Raw genomic sequence first — 14,354 nt, 5'->3', positions numbered from 1 at the left:
CCTCACCCCACCCTCTCCCCGTAAAGAACGGGCAGAGGGTGCGAGAGAGTGATGCGTCCCTTACTTCGGCAGACCGATCACGCCGCGTGTTGATGCGCGGCGATGATCTGGTCGGCGGCGCGCCCCGTGACTTCGGCCATGTGGTCGAACTGGCGGGTGAAGCTGCCGGCGCCTGCCGTGGCCGAGCGCAGTTCGACGATCAACTCGCCGATCTCGGCTTCCGGCATCATGGCGCGGACGCAGTCCCATCCGCTCCAGCCGTCGCGGGTGTCGAAGCCGAGGATCTGGCCGCGCCGTGCCGACAGGATCGCGTTGATCTTGGCGGTGGCGTCGGTCGGGCAGACGATCTCGACCACGTGGATCGGCTCCAGCAGCACCGACTGGCATTGCGGCAGGCCCTCGGTGAGCCCGACCCGCGCCGCCGTGCGGAAGGCGAGGTCGGAGGAATCGACGCTGTGATAGGAGCCGTCGGTCAGCGTCACCTGCAAATCGGTGACCGGGAAACCGAGCGGGCCGCGGGCGAGCCCGTCGACGACGCCCTCTTCCACCGCGCCGATGTAGTTGCGCGGCACCGCGCCGCCGACCACCTTCTCGGCGAACTTGAAGCCCTCGCCGCGCGGCAGCGGCCTGATGTCGAGCACGACGTCACCGAACTGGCCATGCCCGCCGGACTGTTTCTTGTGGCGGCCGCGCTGGACGATCGGCTTGCGGATGGTTTCCTGATAGCCGATCGCAGGCGGATGCGAGGCGACCTTGACGCCGAAACGATCGCGCAGCCGCTCGCTCGCGACGCGCAAGTGCATCTCGCCCTGACCCCACAGCACGGTGTCGTGGGTCTGGGCGTTCATCACGAAGACGAGCGAGGGATCCTCCTCGTGCAGCCGCATCAGCGCCTGGCCGAGCTTGACGTCGTCCTTGCGGTCGGTGGCCGCAACCGAGATCGCGAGCACCGGCGGAGTGGGCTCGCTGGCGGCAAGCGCTGCCGGCGGGGTCTTGCCGTTCGAAACCGTGTCGCCGGTCTTGATCGGGTCGAGCTTAGCGAGCGCCACCGTGTCGCCGGCTTCCGCCGCGGCACGCTTGGTGTCGTAGGCCCCGGTGACGGCGAGGATGCCGGAGATGCGGCTGACCCCGCCGGAGGAGGATTGCAGCGTAGCACCGTCGTCGAGATGGCCCGCGAGCATCCGCGTCAGCGAGAGCTTGCCGCCGTGCTGCGAATGCAGAGTCTTGAAGACGAAGCCGAGGACGTCTCTGGTCTCGGGAACGCCGAGACGCTTTGCGGTCTCCGCGATACCGGGCGCCTCGTGGCGCAGCGCTTTCATCAAACGCAGCACGCCGTTTTCGCGTGCGGCGGCGCCCAGCAGCACGGGGCAGATCAGCCCGTCGCGCAATTCGCGCGCGAGATCGTCGAACACGGCGTCGCGCGGCGGCTGGATGTCCTCGAGCAGCTGCTCCATCAGCGCATCGTCATGATCGGCGAGCTTCTCCAGCATCGAGAAGCGGGCCTCCTTCTCGCGATCGAGATCGCCGCCTTGGAGCGCGACGACTTCGGAGGCCTTGTGCTCGCGGTAAATGAACGCACGCTCCAGCGCGAGATCGACGAAGCCCTCGATCAGATCGTCCTTCCAGATCGGGATCTGGCGCAGCACCAGCGGCACGCGCGAGGCGGGCTGGAGTATCTCGAGCGTCTCGCGGATGCGCTTGTTGGCGCGGTCGATCTTGTTGAGGAACAGGAAACGCGGGATCTTCAGTTCTTCCAGCTCGCGCAGAATGATCTGAAGCTGCGGCAGCTTCTTCTCGTCGGCTTCGCAGACCACGATTGCGGCATCAACCGCGGGCAGCGCGGCGCGCATGTCGTGGGCAAATTCGACGGAACCGGGACAATCGAGGAAGGTGTAGCTGTCGCCCATGAAACTCGTGGTGACGGCAGTCAGCCCGACCGTCATCTTGTGATGACGGGCCTCTGGCGCGGCGTCGCCGACGGAGGTTCCGGCGTCGACGCTGCCGGCGCGTGGGATTGCGCCGGTTCGCGCCAGGATGGCTTCGAGAAGTGTGGTTTTACCGCTTTGGAAAGGGCCCACCAGCGCGATGCACCGTGGACCTCGGGGACTTCTGACGTCTTGTCCCATTCGCCGCCTCCTTGGTGTGGAGCTCGGCCCATGATTGGGTCGGCAAACGCCGATGCTCTGCCCGTCCCCGAGATTTGGCAAGCATCAAACGTCGCTGCGGTGCGTCGTTGCCGGAATCGCGTCGGAGCGACGCGATTCGCACACGGGAGTTGTCAACGGCCCGGGTGGAGTTCCAGGCTCTCGAGGCCGGCGGCGACGTTGAGGCCGACCTGGCCCTGCACGCTGAGTGGCTGGAGCGCGATCGAATTATTGGAGCCGCCGACCAGCACGTTGCCGCCGAGGCCGACGCCGACCGATGCGCTGCCCTGCGCACCGGCGTAGGTGCCGGCGAGGTCGCCCGGGCCGAGCCGGTTCACCGGCGCGAACACGCCCCAGGCGAGTGCCGTTTCCTGGGTGATGCCGAGGTCGAGGCCCACCTTGCGGATCGTCGCGACGTAACGGTCGTCCGGCAAACCATCGACGCGCAGCACGCAGCCGAGATTGGTTACCGATCCCACGATGAAGCCTACGCTGGCGCCGCCGCGGCATTCGAGCACGCCCACCTGCACCATCCGGGACTGCGCGCTGGCACCCGCAAAGGAGGCAACGAAGCTCGCAACGGCAAGCCCGGCGAGGAGGAGTGAACGGCGCATGAATATCTCCGGCGATGAATGTGATGCGAGCAGAGAGAGCGCCCCACCCGTGATGCGCGATGGTCTATGCCACAATAGTTTTGGCGGTGCCAGATCGAACGCGTCTAAAAGCGAGTTCGCGGAGAGAGCCCCTCACCCCACCCTCTCCCCGTAAGAACGGGGCGAGGGAGTGCACGAGCAGTGTGTCCCTCACTTCATGGGCCCATCGAACTTCAACGGGACGCCGCGAGCGCCCTTAACCTCTCCCCGCTCTTTGCGGGGGGAGGTCGGATCGCTTTGGCGCGCAAGTGCGCGCCAAAGCGATCCGGGTGAGGGGCAGGGCACAGCATCGGCCCAAGCAATAGTCCATCCAACTTCACTCATCGAAGCACGCATAAAAAAGGCCCGCGCGAAGCGGGCCTTTCCAATTTGCACTGTCGCGACAGCCTTACCGCAGATTGCCGCAGAAGCGCTGGATGCGCTTGCAGGCGTCTTCGAGGTCGGAGGTCTTGGTCGCGTAGGAGATACGGAACGCCGGGCCGAGGCCGAACGCCGAGCCCTGCACCACGGCGACGCCTTCGGTCTCCAAGAGTTCGGTGACGAACGTCTCGTCATTGTCGATCACCTTGCCGGACGGCGCAGTCTTGCCGATCGTGCCGGCGCAGGACGGATAGACGTAGAAGGCGCCCTCGGGCCGCGGGCATTCGATGCCCTTGGCCTGGTTGAGCATGGAGACGACGAGGTCGCGACGCTCCTTGAACACCTTGTTGTTGGCGGGGATGAAGTCCTGCGGACCGTTCAGCGCCTCGACCGCGGCCCATTGCGCAATGGACGACGGGTTCGAGGTCGACTGCGACTGGATCGTCGACATCGCCTTGATCAGCTGCGCCGGACCGCCGGCATAGCCGATGCGCCAGCCGGTCATGCAATAGGCCTTCGACACGCCGTTCACGGTGAGCGTGCGGTCGTAGAGTTTCGGCTCGACCTGCGCGACCGTGGTGAACTGGAAATCGTCATAGACGAGATGCTCGTACATGTCGTCGGTCATGACCCAGACGTGAGGATGCTTCACCAGCACGTCGGTCAGCGCCTTCAGCTCGGTCCTGGTGTAGGCAGCTCCCGTCGGATTCGACGGCGAGCACAGGATCACCCATTTGGTCTTCGGCGTGATCGCGCGCTCGAGCGCCTCGGCCTGGAGCTTGAAGCCGGTCGCGGCGGTGCAGACCACCGGCACCGGCTCGCCGCCGGCGAGCGCCACCATTTCGGGATAGCTGACCCAGTACGGCGCGGGGATGATCACCTCGTCGCCCGGATTGATGGTTGCCATCAGCGCGTTGTAGAGCACCTGCTTGCCGCCGGTGCCGACGATGATCTGGTTCGCCTTGTAGACGACGCCGTTCTCGCGCTGAAACTTGGCGATGATGGCTTCCTTCAACTCGGGAATGCCGTCGACCGCGGTGTACTTGGTCTTGCCGGCTTCGATGGCGTGGATCGCGGCCAGCTTGATGTTCGCGGGCGTGTCGAAGTCGGGCTCGCCGGCACCTAAGCCGATGACGTTGCGGCCCGCCGCTTTCAGCGCACGTGCTTTATCCGTGACCGCGATGGTCGCGGACGGCTTCACACGGTCGAGCGCAGCGGCAAGGAAGGACATCGTCATCTCCTGACAAGCGTCGTGAACCCTTTGGCTTCACGACTCCGATTGTGGGAATGAGCCACCCTAAAACGAGTGCCGTTGCGCCGCAAGAAACTTCGGTCCGATCCCGCAAAAGTTTACGTGTCTGGCGCGCATCAAGGCGTGACTTTCCGCAATTTTCCGCAACTTTGCCGGGCAAATCCCACATATCCGACAAGGCGTGTCCTCGGAGCAATTTTGCGCGCTTCAAGACGCCCATAAAGCTGACGGCAGTCCGGCGCTTGAGAGACCAGCGGCCGAGGCGATCACGACCTTCAACCCTCTCACACAAATGCGCCGAGCAATGCGGCCGCATTGACGCAAGCGTGAACTGAGTTGGATGGTCGCACGGAAATGATCTTCCGCCGCATTGCAATGCGGTAGGGTTTTCGAGTTTTTCTATTGGCCGGGTCTTGCGGCGGATTCGCATCGGCATCATTGTTTAGCCGCGTTGCGGGGCAACAAGCGCCGCGCCCTCCCGTCTTCCGGAATCATCCCTAGAATGTACAAGCTCTATTCGATGCAGCGCTCGGGCAACAGCTACAAGGTCCGCCTTGCGCTGGCGCTGCTGAACTTGCCTTACGAAGCGGTCGAGGTGGACATTCTGCGCGGCGAGAGCCGCACCCCGGACTTCCTGGCCAAGAACCCATCCGGTCAGGTGCCGCTGCTCGAGGTCGGCGACGATCGCTATCTCGCCGAGTCCAACGCCATTCTCTGGTATGTCGCCGTCGGCACGCCGCTCGCGCCGGAGAACCGCATCGATCGCGCCGACGCGCTGCAATGGATGTTCTTCGAGCAGCACGCGCTGGAGCCGAACATCGGCGCGGCCTATTTCTGGCTGTCGCTGGTGAGGGGCGGCCGCGACCTCCAGACTCATTCGCTGGAGGACTGGATGGAGCGCGGCTATGGCGCGCTCCAGGTGATGGAGAATCACCTCAAGACCAACGCCTATTTCGCCGCCCGCCAGCTCACGGTCGCCGACATCGCGCTGTACGGCTATACCCACCTCGCCGACCGCTGCGACTTCGACCTCTCGACCTTCCCGGCGATCCGGGAGTGGCTGAAGCGCGTGGAAGCGGCCCCCGGCTTCGTCGCAATGGACTGGCGGCCGGCCGACATCGAGGACCCCGCCAGCATCGCCGCCGGCGCCTGAGGGGCGATCGCGCTCTGGCGAATAGCGGGCATAAGGGTCACCATTGCCGCAATCTCGCCATTTTCACCCGATTGGCCGCCGCAATATTGCCGATTGCAACAGTGAAATTGTTCGATGTCGCGGGTGATTCGATCGCGCGTTGAAGGATTTAGACCATGATTCGGGCGTCCGGCACGGCGGGCTTTCAAGGCCAACCCGCAACCGTTTCGTCTTCCCGGCTGACCAACGCGGTCGCGGCCTCGCTCGCCGTCGCCGCGCTCTCGCTGTGCCTGATCGTCACCCTGACGGTGCTGTCGACCAAGGCGACCATGGCGATGGGCCTGCCGGTCTGATTCCCGCTTCATCCTGGACACGCCTTCAAGGCGAAGCGTCGCCCGCGCCGACCGGCATCGCGACAGGATTTCGATGAAATCACCTGTGGTCATCGTTGCAATCACCCTGACCGCGGCCATCCTGGTCGCGGCGTCGCTGTTGATCTTCGTCGGCACGCGCAAGGGCCAGGGGACGTCGACGCTGAATGCGCCCGCGCTGCAACAACGTCTCAAGCACGCGCACTTGGTCTAAAATCATCCGAAAGCTTTGCGCATGAATCAAAGCGCACCTTAAGCACACCGCGCGAAACCGCATCGCACTGGCGCGATAATCAGTCAGTGTTGCCGCCTTACCGCGTTCAGGGAGGAGCGAGACAGGCCCATGCGGTTGGGATGGCGTGCGATCTCCGGTCCGGCGCTGACGGCAGCGACTTTGCTGCTGGCGATGTTTTTCGATCGCTTCGTCCCCACTCCCTCGCCCGCGCCGCTGCTCGTCTGCATCGTGGCGCTCGCCGGCGCGCTCTCGGGTCCCGCTTCCGCCGTCGCCAGCGCAGCCATCGCCGTCATCGGCGCGGCACTGCTGCTCCTCAGCCGACACGGCGTTGCAGGTTTTACCATCGCGGATATGATCCGGCTCGGCGTCCTGGCCGCGACGGCCGCGGGCACCGCAGCCATCACCGGCCTGATGCGCCAGCGGCTGCTCGGCACGTTTGCCGCCGAACGTCGGAGCCACGCCACCGCCGCGCGGCTGTCGGCCGCGCTCGACCAGGTCGATATCGGCATCGTGCTGCTCGATGCCGAGACGCGCGCCGAATTCATCAACCGCGCGTTCCGCGATTATTTTGCGGTGCCGGACGACATCGCCGACGACAAGCCGCCGTTCATCGCGCTGATGTATCATGGCCGCGACACCGGCGCGTTCGAATTGCCCGAGGACGAGCTCGGCACTTTCATCGCACAGCGTATGGAGATGGTGCGGATCGGCGATGCCACGCCGATCGACATCGCCTTGCGCAATGGCGCGGTGTTGCGCTTCGTCTGTGCTGCGCTGCCCGATGGCGGGCGCATGCTGAGCTACACGCCCGTGACCGACCTCGTGCGCCACACCGATGCGCCGTCTCGCGCCGACTACTACCGCTCACTGCGCGATCCCACAGGCCGCAAGCTGATCCGGTATCTGCGCTTCGCGGAGTGATGCGCGATTGATCAGCACGTCCCTCATCACGTATGAAGGACACCTCATCGATCGCGGGAATCCATATGTCGCTCACCATTCGCTCCGTCACGAGGCAGGACTACGAACAATGGCTGCCGTTGTGGGACGGCTACAACGCCTTCTACGGCCGCTCCGGTCCGACCGCGCTCTCGCCCGACATCACGCGCGCGACATGGCAGCGCTTTTTCGATGCCTATGAGCCGGTGCACGGATTGGTCGCCGAGAGCGACGGCCGCCTGCTCGGGATGACGAATTACCTGTTTCACCGCAGCACCACCGCGATCGAGCCGTCCTGCTATTTGCAGGACCTGTTCACGACCGAGGCCGCACGCGGCAAGGGTGTCGGCTCGGCGCTGATCCATGGCGTCTACGAGCGCGCAAAGCTCGTGGGATCGCCGCGCGTGTACTGGCAAACGCACGAGACCAACGTCACGGCGCAGCGCCTGTACGACAAGGTCGCCGAGCGTTCCGGGTTCATCGTCTATCGCAAGATCTTCTGATCCTCGCGATCGCGACGCCTGTGGATAACTCTGCCTGTCACCCGCGCGTAACATAGCGGGACTAGGCTGCAGCTGCGTCTGGTCAGCCCCCCGTCACCGATCAAGCGCCCCAAAGCGGTCCCCGTCAGTCGCCGCGTCTGACAGGGGCCGCATTTTTTTGTCGGCAGTCGTTGTCCGCAGTTCCTTGTCAGCATGGCAGCAACGCGGCGCGCGGCTTGCTGCGGCGGCGTACCGCAGTCACAATAAGCCCCTGCCCATCTCCGACAGGGATCTCCCATGGAAATTCGTAATCTCGGCGCCTCCGGCCTGCGCGTGTCTGCGGTCGGGCTCGGCTGCAACAATTTCGGCCAGCGCACGGATTTGGAGACCTCGCGCAAGGTGATCCATCGCGCGCTCGATCTCGGCATCACGCTGTTCGACACCGCCGACATCTATGCCGGCATGGGCGGTTCGGAAACGGTGCTCGGCACCGTGCTTGGCGACCGCCGCAAGGAGATCGTGCTCGCCACCAAATTTTCCAAGCCGATGGCGACCGACGGAACCAAGCAGGGCGCTTCGCGCCGCTACATCATGAACGCAGTCGAGGCGAGCCTGACGCGGCTCAAGACCGACTACATCGATCTCTATCAGCAGCACGATTACGACCCGCTGACGCCGATGGAGGAGACGCTGCGCGCGCTCGACGATCTCGTCCGTCAGGGCAAGGTGCGCTACATCGGCAATTCCAACTTTCCGGCCTGGCGCATGGCGGAGGCCGAATTCACCGCGCGCGCGATGAATGTCAGCCGCTTCGTCTCCTGCCAGGACGAATACAGCCTGCTGGTGCGCGACATCGAGAAGGACCTGCTGCCGGCCGCACAAGAGTACAAGCTCGGTCTCCTGCCGTTCTTCCCGCTCGCAAGCGGGCTCCTCACCGGCAAGTACCAGCGCGGCGCGGCCGCCCCGACCGATACGCGCTTCGGCAAGGTACCGGCGTTGCGTGACCGCTATGTCACGCCGCGCAATGAGGACATCGTCGAGAAGCTCACGGCATTCGCGAAAGCGCGCGGGCACAGCATGCTCGAGCTCGCCTTCTTCTGGCTCGCCGCGCGCCCGCAAGTGTCGAGCGTGATTGCCGGCGCCACCCGCGTCGAGCAGGTCGAGGAGAACGTGAAGGCGATTGCCTGGAAGCTCAGTCCGGAGGAGATGGCGGAGATCGACAAGATCACGCTGGGCTGATCGTTACGGCGTGGCGCGCTACTTGGCGCCGCGCCCCACCGTCTGCATCACCTCGAAGCCCTCGAACTGGGGATGGCCGAGATAGGTCGGCTTGGTATCGCCGGCCCGCGCATGCGCGGCACGAAAAGCATCCGATTTGGTCCAGGCCTCAAACGCCGCATGGTTCGCCCACACCGTGTGCGAGGCGTACAGCGTGTGGTCCTCGAGCTCGGGGCCGCGCAGCAGATGAAACTCGACGAAACCCGGCACCTTGTCCAAATGGGTATCGCGCGAAAGCCAGACCTGCTCGAAGGCGGCCTCGGAGCCCTTGGCGACGCGGAAGCGGTTCATGGCGATGTACATGCGAAGGGTCTCCTGATGTTCGGCTCATCATGTCGTCATTCCGAGACGCGCCGCAAGGCGCGGGCCCGGAATCGCAGTTTAAGCAACCAGCCCCTTCATCGGCCGTGCTCCCGCACTGTCCGGAAACACCGTCTCGGCCAGCACGCGATCGGACAGGCCGAACTGGCCCTGCAGCACGCCTTTGATCACGGAGCGCAGATCGGTGGTGGGCTTGAGATCGCGGGCCTCGAAGAGATTGGCGGGCTTGAGACCTGGCCAGTCGGCGACGACACGACCGCCCTTCACCGCGCCGCCGGCGAGCAGCGCGATCGTTCCCGTGCCGTGATCGGTGCCGTCGGTGCCGTTGATGCGCGCGGTGCGGCCGAATTCGGTCGCGACCACCACGACGGTGTCGCGCCAGCGTTCCCCTAAGCCGCTTTCGAATTCGGCGAGCGCGCCGTCGAGCCCGCCGAGCAGAAATGCGAGGCGACCGACCGGCCCGCCTTCATTGGCGTGCGTATCCCAGCCATCGAACGCGAGCGCCGCGATGCGCGGGCCGTCGTCCGACGCCATCAGTTTTGCGGCGCCACGCGCGACCTGGCGCATCTGCGCGACCGCATTGCCCGGCTTCGGCTTCATGTCGTCGCCGCTCGCGGCCTTTTCCAGCTGAAGGCCCTGCGACAGCACGGCCGCCAGCGCGGGATCGCGGTGACGATAGAGCTCGACCAGACGCATCGCGGTGTCGTCATCGGCCTGCGGCAGCGCTACCGGCGCCCAGCCGACGGTCGGCGCATTGCCGCGCAGCACCAGCGGCGTGGTCGGGCCGACGGCAAGAGCACTCGACACCCGCTCGCCGCGCGGCAGCGCCTCCAGCGCGCGGTTGAGCCAGCCGGATTGCACGCGACCCGGGCCGGCATAGCCGCTTTCGAGCACGTCCTGGCCGTCGAAATGCGAACGGTCGCGATAGGGCGTCGCCACCGCGTGGATCACCGCGGCATGCTTGTCGCGATACATGCGTGCGAACTCAGGCATCGACGGATGCAGCGCGAAGAAAGCATCGAGCATGATGGCGGGATGGGCGCCGTCCGCAGTGAGCGCGATCGCCCCGTGCAGGCCGGCATAATCGGGATCGCCGACCGGCGCGACGGTCGAGAGACCATCGAGCGCGCCGCGCAGGATCACCACGATCAGCCTGGGATCGCGGCCGTCAGCCGCGCGTGCGAATTTCGGCAAGTACGCCCAGGCCGCGAACGAGGCGCCGCCGAGCAGGAGGCCGCGGCGCGAGGTGAGGAGCCGGTTCTCGACGCAGTCGATCATCATCATCTCCTCTGCATTTCCGGCGACATCAACAGCAGCGCCAGCGCCTGCTGCCGCGACTCCGCCCGTTCGATGGTGCGCCGCGTTTCGATCGAGGCCGCATCTGCGGCGGCAAATTCCAACAGATCGAGCGGATCGATGTTGGGCCCGAGCCGCGCGCCCATTTGCGCGGCGATGTCGAGGCGGAGCTTGATGCCTTCCGGCGCAGCCCACGCGGCGCTGGTGTCGGCGAAACCATTCGGGCCGGCCGGCGACCACAGCGGCTGGCCCAGCAGATTGAGGTTGTTGAGGTAGGCGCCGGGATCCTCCGGCACGCGCGCGAGCAACCGGCCGCTCGCGACCAGGAAATCATAGGGGCTGCGCATCTTCGTCAGCGGCGCCTTCCACGCCTCGTCGGAATCAACCAGTGCCGTTGCGAGCGCCTTGAGATCCCCGTCGGTCTTGATGAAGACATCGCGCAATCGCGCCACCAGCGCCGGCGGCGCATCGTCGGCGACGAAGTGGCGGACGAATTTGGTGGCGATGAAGTTCGCGGTCGAGGGATGACGTGCGATGTCCGCGAGTGCGGCTTCGCCTTGCGCAAGGCCGGTCGGCTCGTAGCTCTTGCCGAGCAGCATTTGCGACCCGGGCTGGTGCGCATTGACGTTGAACACGAACGAACCGGGCGCTCCCAGCTGTCCCTGCCGGCCGGCGAAGGTCCAGCCGGTGATGATGCGCGCGAGCGAGGTGACGTCGTCCTGCGTGTAGCCGCCGCCGACGCCGAGCGTATGCAGCTCCATGATCTCGCGCGCGAGATTTTCGTTGAGCCCGCGCTTGCGGTTCTGGCCCGCGCGCGAGTCCGGTCCGAGCGATTGCTGGTTGTCGAGGAAGAACAGCATCGCCGGATGCTGCTCCACCGCTTTCAGCATGTCGGCGAAACGCCCGAGCACATGCGGCCTGATCGCCTCGCGCTCGAACGCGCCGGCCCATATTCGCGCCAGCTCGCCCTTGCCGGCGGAGATGCAGAAATGGTTGGACCAGAACACGACCAGACGTTCCGTGAAGCCGCACTCGACCAGGGTCGCGCGCTGCAACCGCGCCAACGCCTCGGCGCGAAAGGTCTTTTGGATGACGTTGAGCGGCTGCGGGGCGGGTTTTGCGGCAGCCGGCGCGGCCGCGTTGGGCTGCATGGTGTCCGGCTTCGCCATATCGTCCGCCGGCTTCTTGTCAGCAGGCTTATTGTCAGTCGGCTTGGCCTCGGCCATCTGGCCGGCGATCTCGGTTGCCACGGCGTTCAGCGAGAGATTGCGGCGCGGTCCGGGCTTCTGATCCGCCGGCGCTTGCGACGGGGCCTCGGCCGGCGCGCCGGCTTTGGCGGCGGCCTCGCGCGCCTGCTTGACCTGATCCTGATAGGCAAACACCGCCTGCCCGAGCTGCGGCGTGGATTGCAGGCCCGGCGCCTCCAGCAGCACAGCGATAGGACGAGCCAGTTCCGCCTTCACAAAACCGCGAGGATCGGAGGCGGCGTTGATGAGATCGCCGGATGCGCCACCGCGAGCGCCGAAGCCGAAACGGTTGAGCGCGACGAGCGCGGCTTGGGAATCGCGGGCCATCGATGTGTCCTTCGCGCGTTGCCAACCGCTTTCCTGATACGTGCGCGAGGCGTAATATACCGCAGGGGCAGATGAACCCGACATGAAAATGACAGCACGGCTTTTGCGCAAATCATGACAAATCCGCAAGACATTCCAGTGCAGGAACCGCGCCGCCTCGCCTGCTCCCGCTGCGGCGCCGAATTCGGCTGCGACCTGTCGGGCACCTGTTGGTGCGCGGAAGAAACGGCGCGGCTGCCGATGCCGGTCAAGGGCGAGGATTGTTTGTGCCGGGCGTGCTTGCGCGAGGCGGCGGAGGCAACGTAATCCTCCGCGTCGTCCTGGCGAAAGCCAGGACCCATTACCCCACGGAGTTGTTTGGCGAAGACTCGTCGTTCGGAACGTCTACCGAACGCCATCGACAGATTCCGCGGTATGGGTCCTGGCTTTCGCCAGGACGACGCTGAGGAGAGACAGCTCGCGACAACTACACCGCGTGCCCCGGCGATCTCCGAGCCATTCCATCAAACCCATCCAGCAGCTTTTCGCGCCAGGCGTAGACCGGGTCGTCCGCTTCCAGCAGCTTGAACGGGCTGGTCACGCGCGCCCACTGAAAACCACCGAACACGATGTAGTCGGCATAGTTCGGTGCGGCGCCGCCGATGAAGGGCTGCTTCTTCAGGGCCTGCCGCATCGGCTCGAGCGATTTGCGGAAGGCGACCACGCCGGCATCGCGGCCCGACATCACCTCTTCCAGACTCTTGCCGAAACGCGCCTCGCGCGACTGGCGGAAATAGGCGGCGTCCACCGCGTCCAGATTCTTCGGAATGTCGGCGATGATCAATGGAAAGATGCCGCCGACGATGGCGATGTCGCCCCAGGCATTGAGCATGCGCGCCATGGCGCGGCCGCCCTCGCCGCCGAACAGCGACGGACGGTCCGGAAAATGATCCTCAAGATAATTCGCGATCGTCCAGGAATCGACCACCGGCTGGTCGTGATGCAGCAGCACCGGAACCTTCTCCGAGCCGTGCGGCGCGATCGCGCTCTTCTCGGTGAAGCGCCAGGGCAGCGTTTCCGCCGAAAGGCCCTTGTGCGCCAGCGCCATCCGCGTGCGCCAGCAGAACGGGCTGAACGGTCGCGAGGGATCGGTGCCGACAAGTTCGAACAGTTTGAACGACATGAAAGGGGTCTCCCGGTATTCCGTCATTGCGAGCGAAGCGAAGCAATCCAGGACTGCCGCCGCGGAAACATTCTGGATTGCTTCGCTTGCGCTCGCAATGACGGATGTGGCGGGAGCTAGCGCCCGTTCGTGCGCAGCAGTCTCTCGCCGTCCTCCGTCACCGCGATCACCAGCCCCATTCCGGGCAGCGTCTCGCGCGCGACATAGCCGCGGTCGGCGGCGTCTTCCCAGATGGTGAGGCGCGGGCACGAGGTCTTCCAGGTCGCGATCACCTCGGCATAGGCGCGGGGCTCACGCGCAACCCATTCGACGAAGTCCAGCACCAGCGGGTCGGCAGTCTCGCTCATTGCAAACCTCCCTTGTCGAAGGCGGCCAGCACGGGCGTGCGGACCAGCAGCCAGCCGCCATAGGCAATATAGTAGCAGGCGATAGTGGTGATCAGCTTCATCGACCAGGCCACGAATTGCTGGTCGGTCATGGCCTCGAGGATGCGCCGCGCCAGCGTGGTGCCGAGCATGGACGCCGCGATCGCGACCCCGGCGAGCACGGGATCGAGCGTCGCCGCCTGGTCGATGATGCTGCCGAAATAAATCAGCTTGGTGAAATGGCTGACGAGCTGGCACATCGCCTTGGTCGCCACCTTCTCGCGCCGGCCGAAATCGCCGCCGAGGAAGAAAGTGTCGAGCAGCGGCCCCGATACGCCGGTCATCAGCATGAGGCCCATGCAGATCGTGCCGTAGACGGTGCCTTGCCAGAGTCGATCGGGATCCGGCTTGATGTTCGGCGGCAGCAGCCGCGCCATGAACGGCGTGATGCCGAGCAGCAGTAGCGCGACCGGCTTGTCCGGCACGTAGCGGGTGAGCGACCACGCCGCAAGCGCGACGGCGGCGCCGACCATATAGTTCGCGACCGGCCGCCAGCGGATATGCGCGCGCCAGAGAAAGGCCCGCCAGCCGTTCGAGGCCATCTGCGTGATCGCATGCAACACCATCGCTGTCGGCAGCGGCATCAGAGCCAGCAGCACGCCGATCAGGATCAGCCCTCCCGCCATCCCGAACAGCCCCGACAGGAACGCGGTGCCGACCATCAGCAATCCAAGGGCAGCGATCATGATGGGCGTCACGCAAAAATCTCCGATTGGCCTTCTCCCCGCTC

The 14,354-nt window shown here is 65.4% G+C and carries 16 protein-coding genes; 7 read left to right on the top strand and 9 right to left on the bottom strand.

Annotated features, from left to right (window positions below; translation table 11 throughout):
* Nucleotides 1–77: 77 nt before the first annotated feature.
* From FXB41_RS25680 to FXB41_RS25670, 3 genes are all read right to left on the bottom strand, one after another.
* Entirely contained in the window at nt 78–2,126 is a 2,049-nt protein-coding gene (locus FXB41_RS25680) for an elongation factor G (RefSeq protein ID WP_219683672.1), read from the bottom strand.
* 152 nt (nt 2,127–2,278) lie between these two features.
* Nucleotides 2,279–2,758, bottom strand: coding sequence for a DUF992 domain-containing protein (locus FXB41_RS25675; protein ID WP_219683671.1), 480 nt, complete (start codon nt 2,756–2,758; stop codon nt 2,279–2,281).
* A 427-nt stretch (nt 2,759–3,185) separates the two neighbouring features.
* Nucleotides 3,186–4,388: a pyridoxal phosphate-dependent aminotransferase gene (locus tag FXB41_RS25670; protein ID WP_007596745.1), complete on the bottom strand. Its 1,203-nt coding sequence runs from the start codon at nt 4,386–4,388 to the stop codon at nt 3,186–3,188.
* 523 nt (nt 4,389–4,911) lie between these two features.
* On the opposite strand from FXB41_RS25670, the gene FXB41_RS25665 reads away from it, so the two are divergent.
* The 6 genes from FXB41_RS25665 to FXB41_RS25640 all read left to right on the top strand — a co-directional run bounded on the left by FXB41_RS25665 (nt 4,912) and on the right by FXB41_RS25640 (nt 8,807).
* A complete protein-coding gene (locus FXB41_RS25665; RefSeq protein ID WP_219683670.1) occupies nt 4,912–5,562 on the top strand; it encodes a glutathione S-transferase family protein in 651 nt (216 codons plus the stop codon).
* Between the two features lie 155 nt (nt 5,563–5,717).
* Entirely contained in the window at nt 5,718–5,894 is a 177-nt protein-coding gene (locus tag FXB41_RS25660) for a hypothetical protein (RefSeq protein WP_007596747.1), read from the top strand.
* 73 nt (nt 5,895–5,967) lie between these two features.
* Nucleotides 5,968–6,126: a hypothetical protein gene (locus FXB41_RS25655; RefSeq protein WP_007596748.1), complete on the top strand. Its 159-nt coding sequence runs from the start codon at nt 5,968–5,970 to the stop codon at nt 6,124–6,126.
* Nucleotides 6,127–6,255: 129 nt separating this feature from the next.
* Nucleotides 6,256–7,068: a PAS-domain containing protein gene (locus FXB41_RS25650; RefSeq protein ID WP_219683668.1), complete on the top strand. Its 813-nt coding sequence runs from the start codon at nt 6,256–6,258 to the stop codon at nt 7,066–7,068.
* A 65-nt stretch (nt 7,069–7,133) separates the two neighbouring features.
* The gene (locus tag FXB41_RS25645) at nt 7,134–7,589 is read left to right on the top strand and encodes a GNAT family N-acetyltransferase (RefSeq protein ID WP_007596758.1); all 456 of its coding nucleotides are present in this window, start codon (nt 7,134–7,136) and stop codon (nt 7,587–7,589) included.
* A gap of 276 nt (nt 7,590–7,865) precedes the next feature.
* On the top strand, nt 7,866–8,807 hold the full coding sequence (locus FXB41_RS25640; RefSeq protein ID WP_219683666.1) for an aldo/keto reductase: 942 nt from the start codon (nt 7,866–7,868) through the stop codon (nt 8,805–8,807).
* 18 nt (nt 8,808–8,825) lie between these two features.
* On the opposite strand, the gene hmuQ is transcribed toward FXB41_RS25640, so the two are convergent.
* From hmuQ to FXB41_RS25625, 3 genes are all read right to left on the bottom strand, one after another.
* Complete coding sequence (gene hmuQ, locus FXB41_RS25635) at nt 8,826–9,149, bottom strand: heme-degrading protein HmuQ (protein ID WP_007596764.1); 324 nt, start codon at nt 9,147–9,149, stop codon at nt 8,826–8,828.
* Nucleotides 9,150–9,227: 78 nt separating this feature from the next.
* On the bottom strand, nt 9,228–10,445 hold the full coding sequence (locus tag FXB41_RS25630) for a DUF1501 domain-containing protein (RefSeq protein WP_219683664.1): 1,218 nt from the start codon (nt 10,443–10,445) through the stop codon (nt 9,228–9,230).
* Between the two features lie 2 nt (nt 10,446–10,447).
* Nucleotides 10,448–12,037: a DUF1800 domain-containing protein gene (locus FXB41_RS25625; RefSeq protein ID WP_219683663.1), complete on the bottom strand. Its 1,590-nt coding sequence runs from the start codon at nt 12,035–12,037 to the stop codon at nt 10,448–10,450.
* A gap of 114 nt (nt 12,038–12,151) precedes the next feature.
* On the opposite strand from FXB41_RS25625, the gene FXB41_RS40990 reads away from it, so the two are divergent.
* Complete coding sequence (locus tag FXB41_RS40990) at nt 12,152–12,343, top strand: cysteine-rich CWC family protein (protein ID WP_007596767.1); 192 nt, start codon at nt 12,152–12,154, stop codon at nt 12,341–12,343.
* A gap of 160 nt (nt 12,344–12,503) precedes the next feature.
* On the opposite strand, the gene FXB41_RS25620 is transcribed toward FXB41_RS40990, so the two are convergent.
* The 3 genes from FXB41_RS25620 to FXB41_RS25610 all read right to left on the bottom strand — a co-directional run bounded on the left by FXB41_RS25620 (nt 12,504) and on the right by FXB41_RS25610 (nt 14,322).
* Nucleotides 12,504–13,199 (bottom strand): glutathione S-transferase family protein, encoded by a 696-nt coding sequence (locus tag FXB41_RS25620; protein WP_219683661.1) that lies wholly within the window; start codon nt 13,197–13,199, stop codon nt 12,504–12,506.
* A 116-nt stretch (nt 13,200–13,315) separates the two neighbouring features.
* Nucleotides 13,316–13,546 carry a hypothetical protein gene (locus FXB41_RS25615; protein ID WP_018453537.1) on the bottom strand — a complete coding sequence of 77 codons (231 nt, stop codon included), beginning with the start codon at nt 13,544–13,546 and terminating at the stop codon, nt 13,316–13,318.
* Entirely contained in the window at nt 13,543–14,322 is a 780-nt protein-coding gene (locus FXB41_RS25610) for a sulfite exporter TauE/SafE family protein (protein WP_219683658.1), read from the bottom strand. The genes FXB41_RS25615 and FXB41_RS25610 overlap by 4 nt, the downstream gene beginning before the upstream one ends.
* Nucleotides 14,323–14,354 lie beyond the last annotated feature (32 nt).

Origin of the sequence: Bradyrhizobium canariense, from assembly GCF_019402665.1 — a bacterium.
Taxonomy (GTDB): Bacteria; Pseudomonadota; Alphaproteobacteria; order Rhizobiales; family Xanthobacteraceae; genus Bradyrhizobium; species Bradyrhizobium canariense.
The sequence above is the reverse complement of the archived record's forward strand: the minus strand, read 5'-3'. Positions and strand labels throughout refer to the sequence as shown.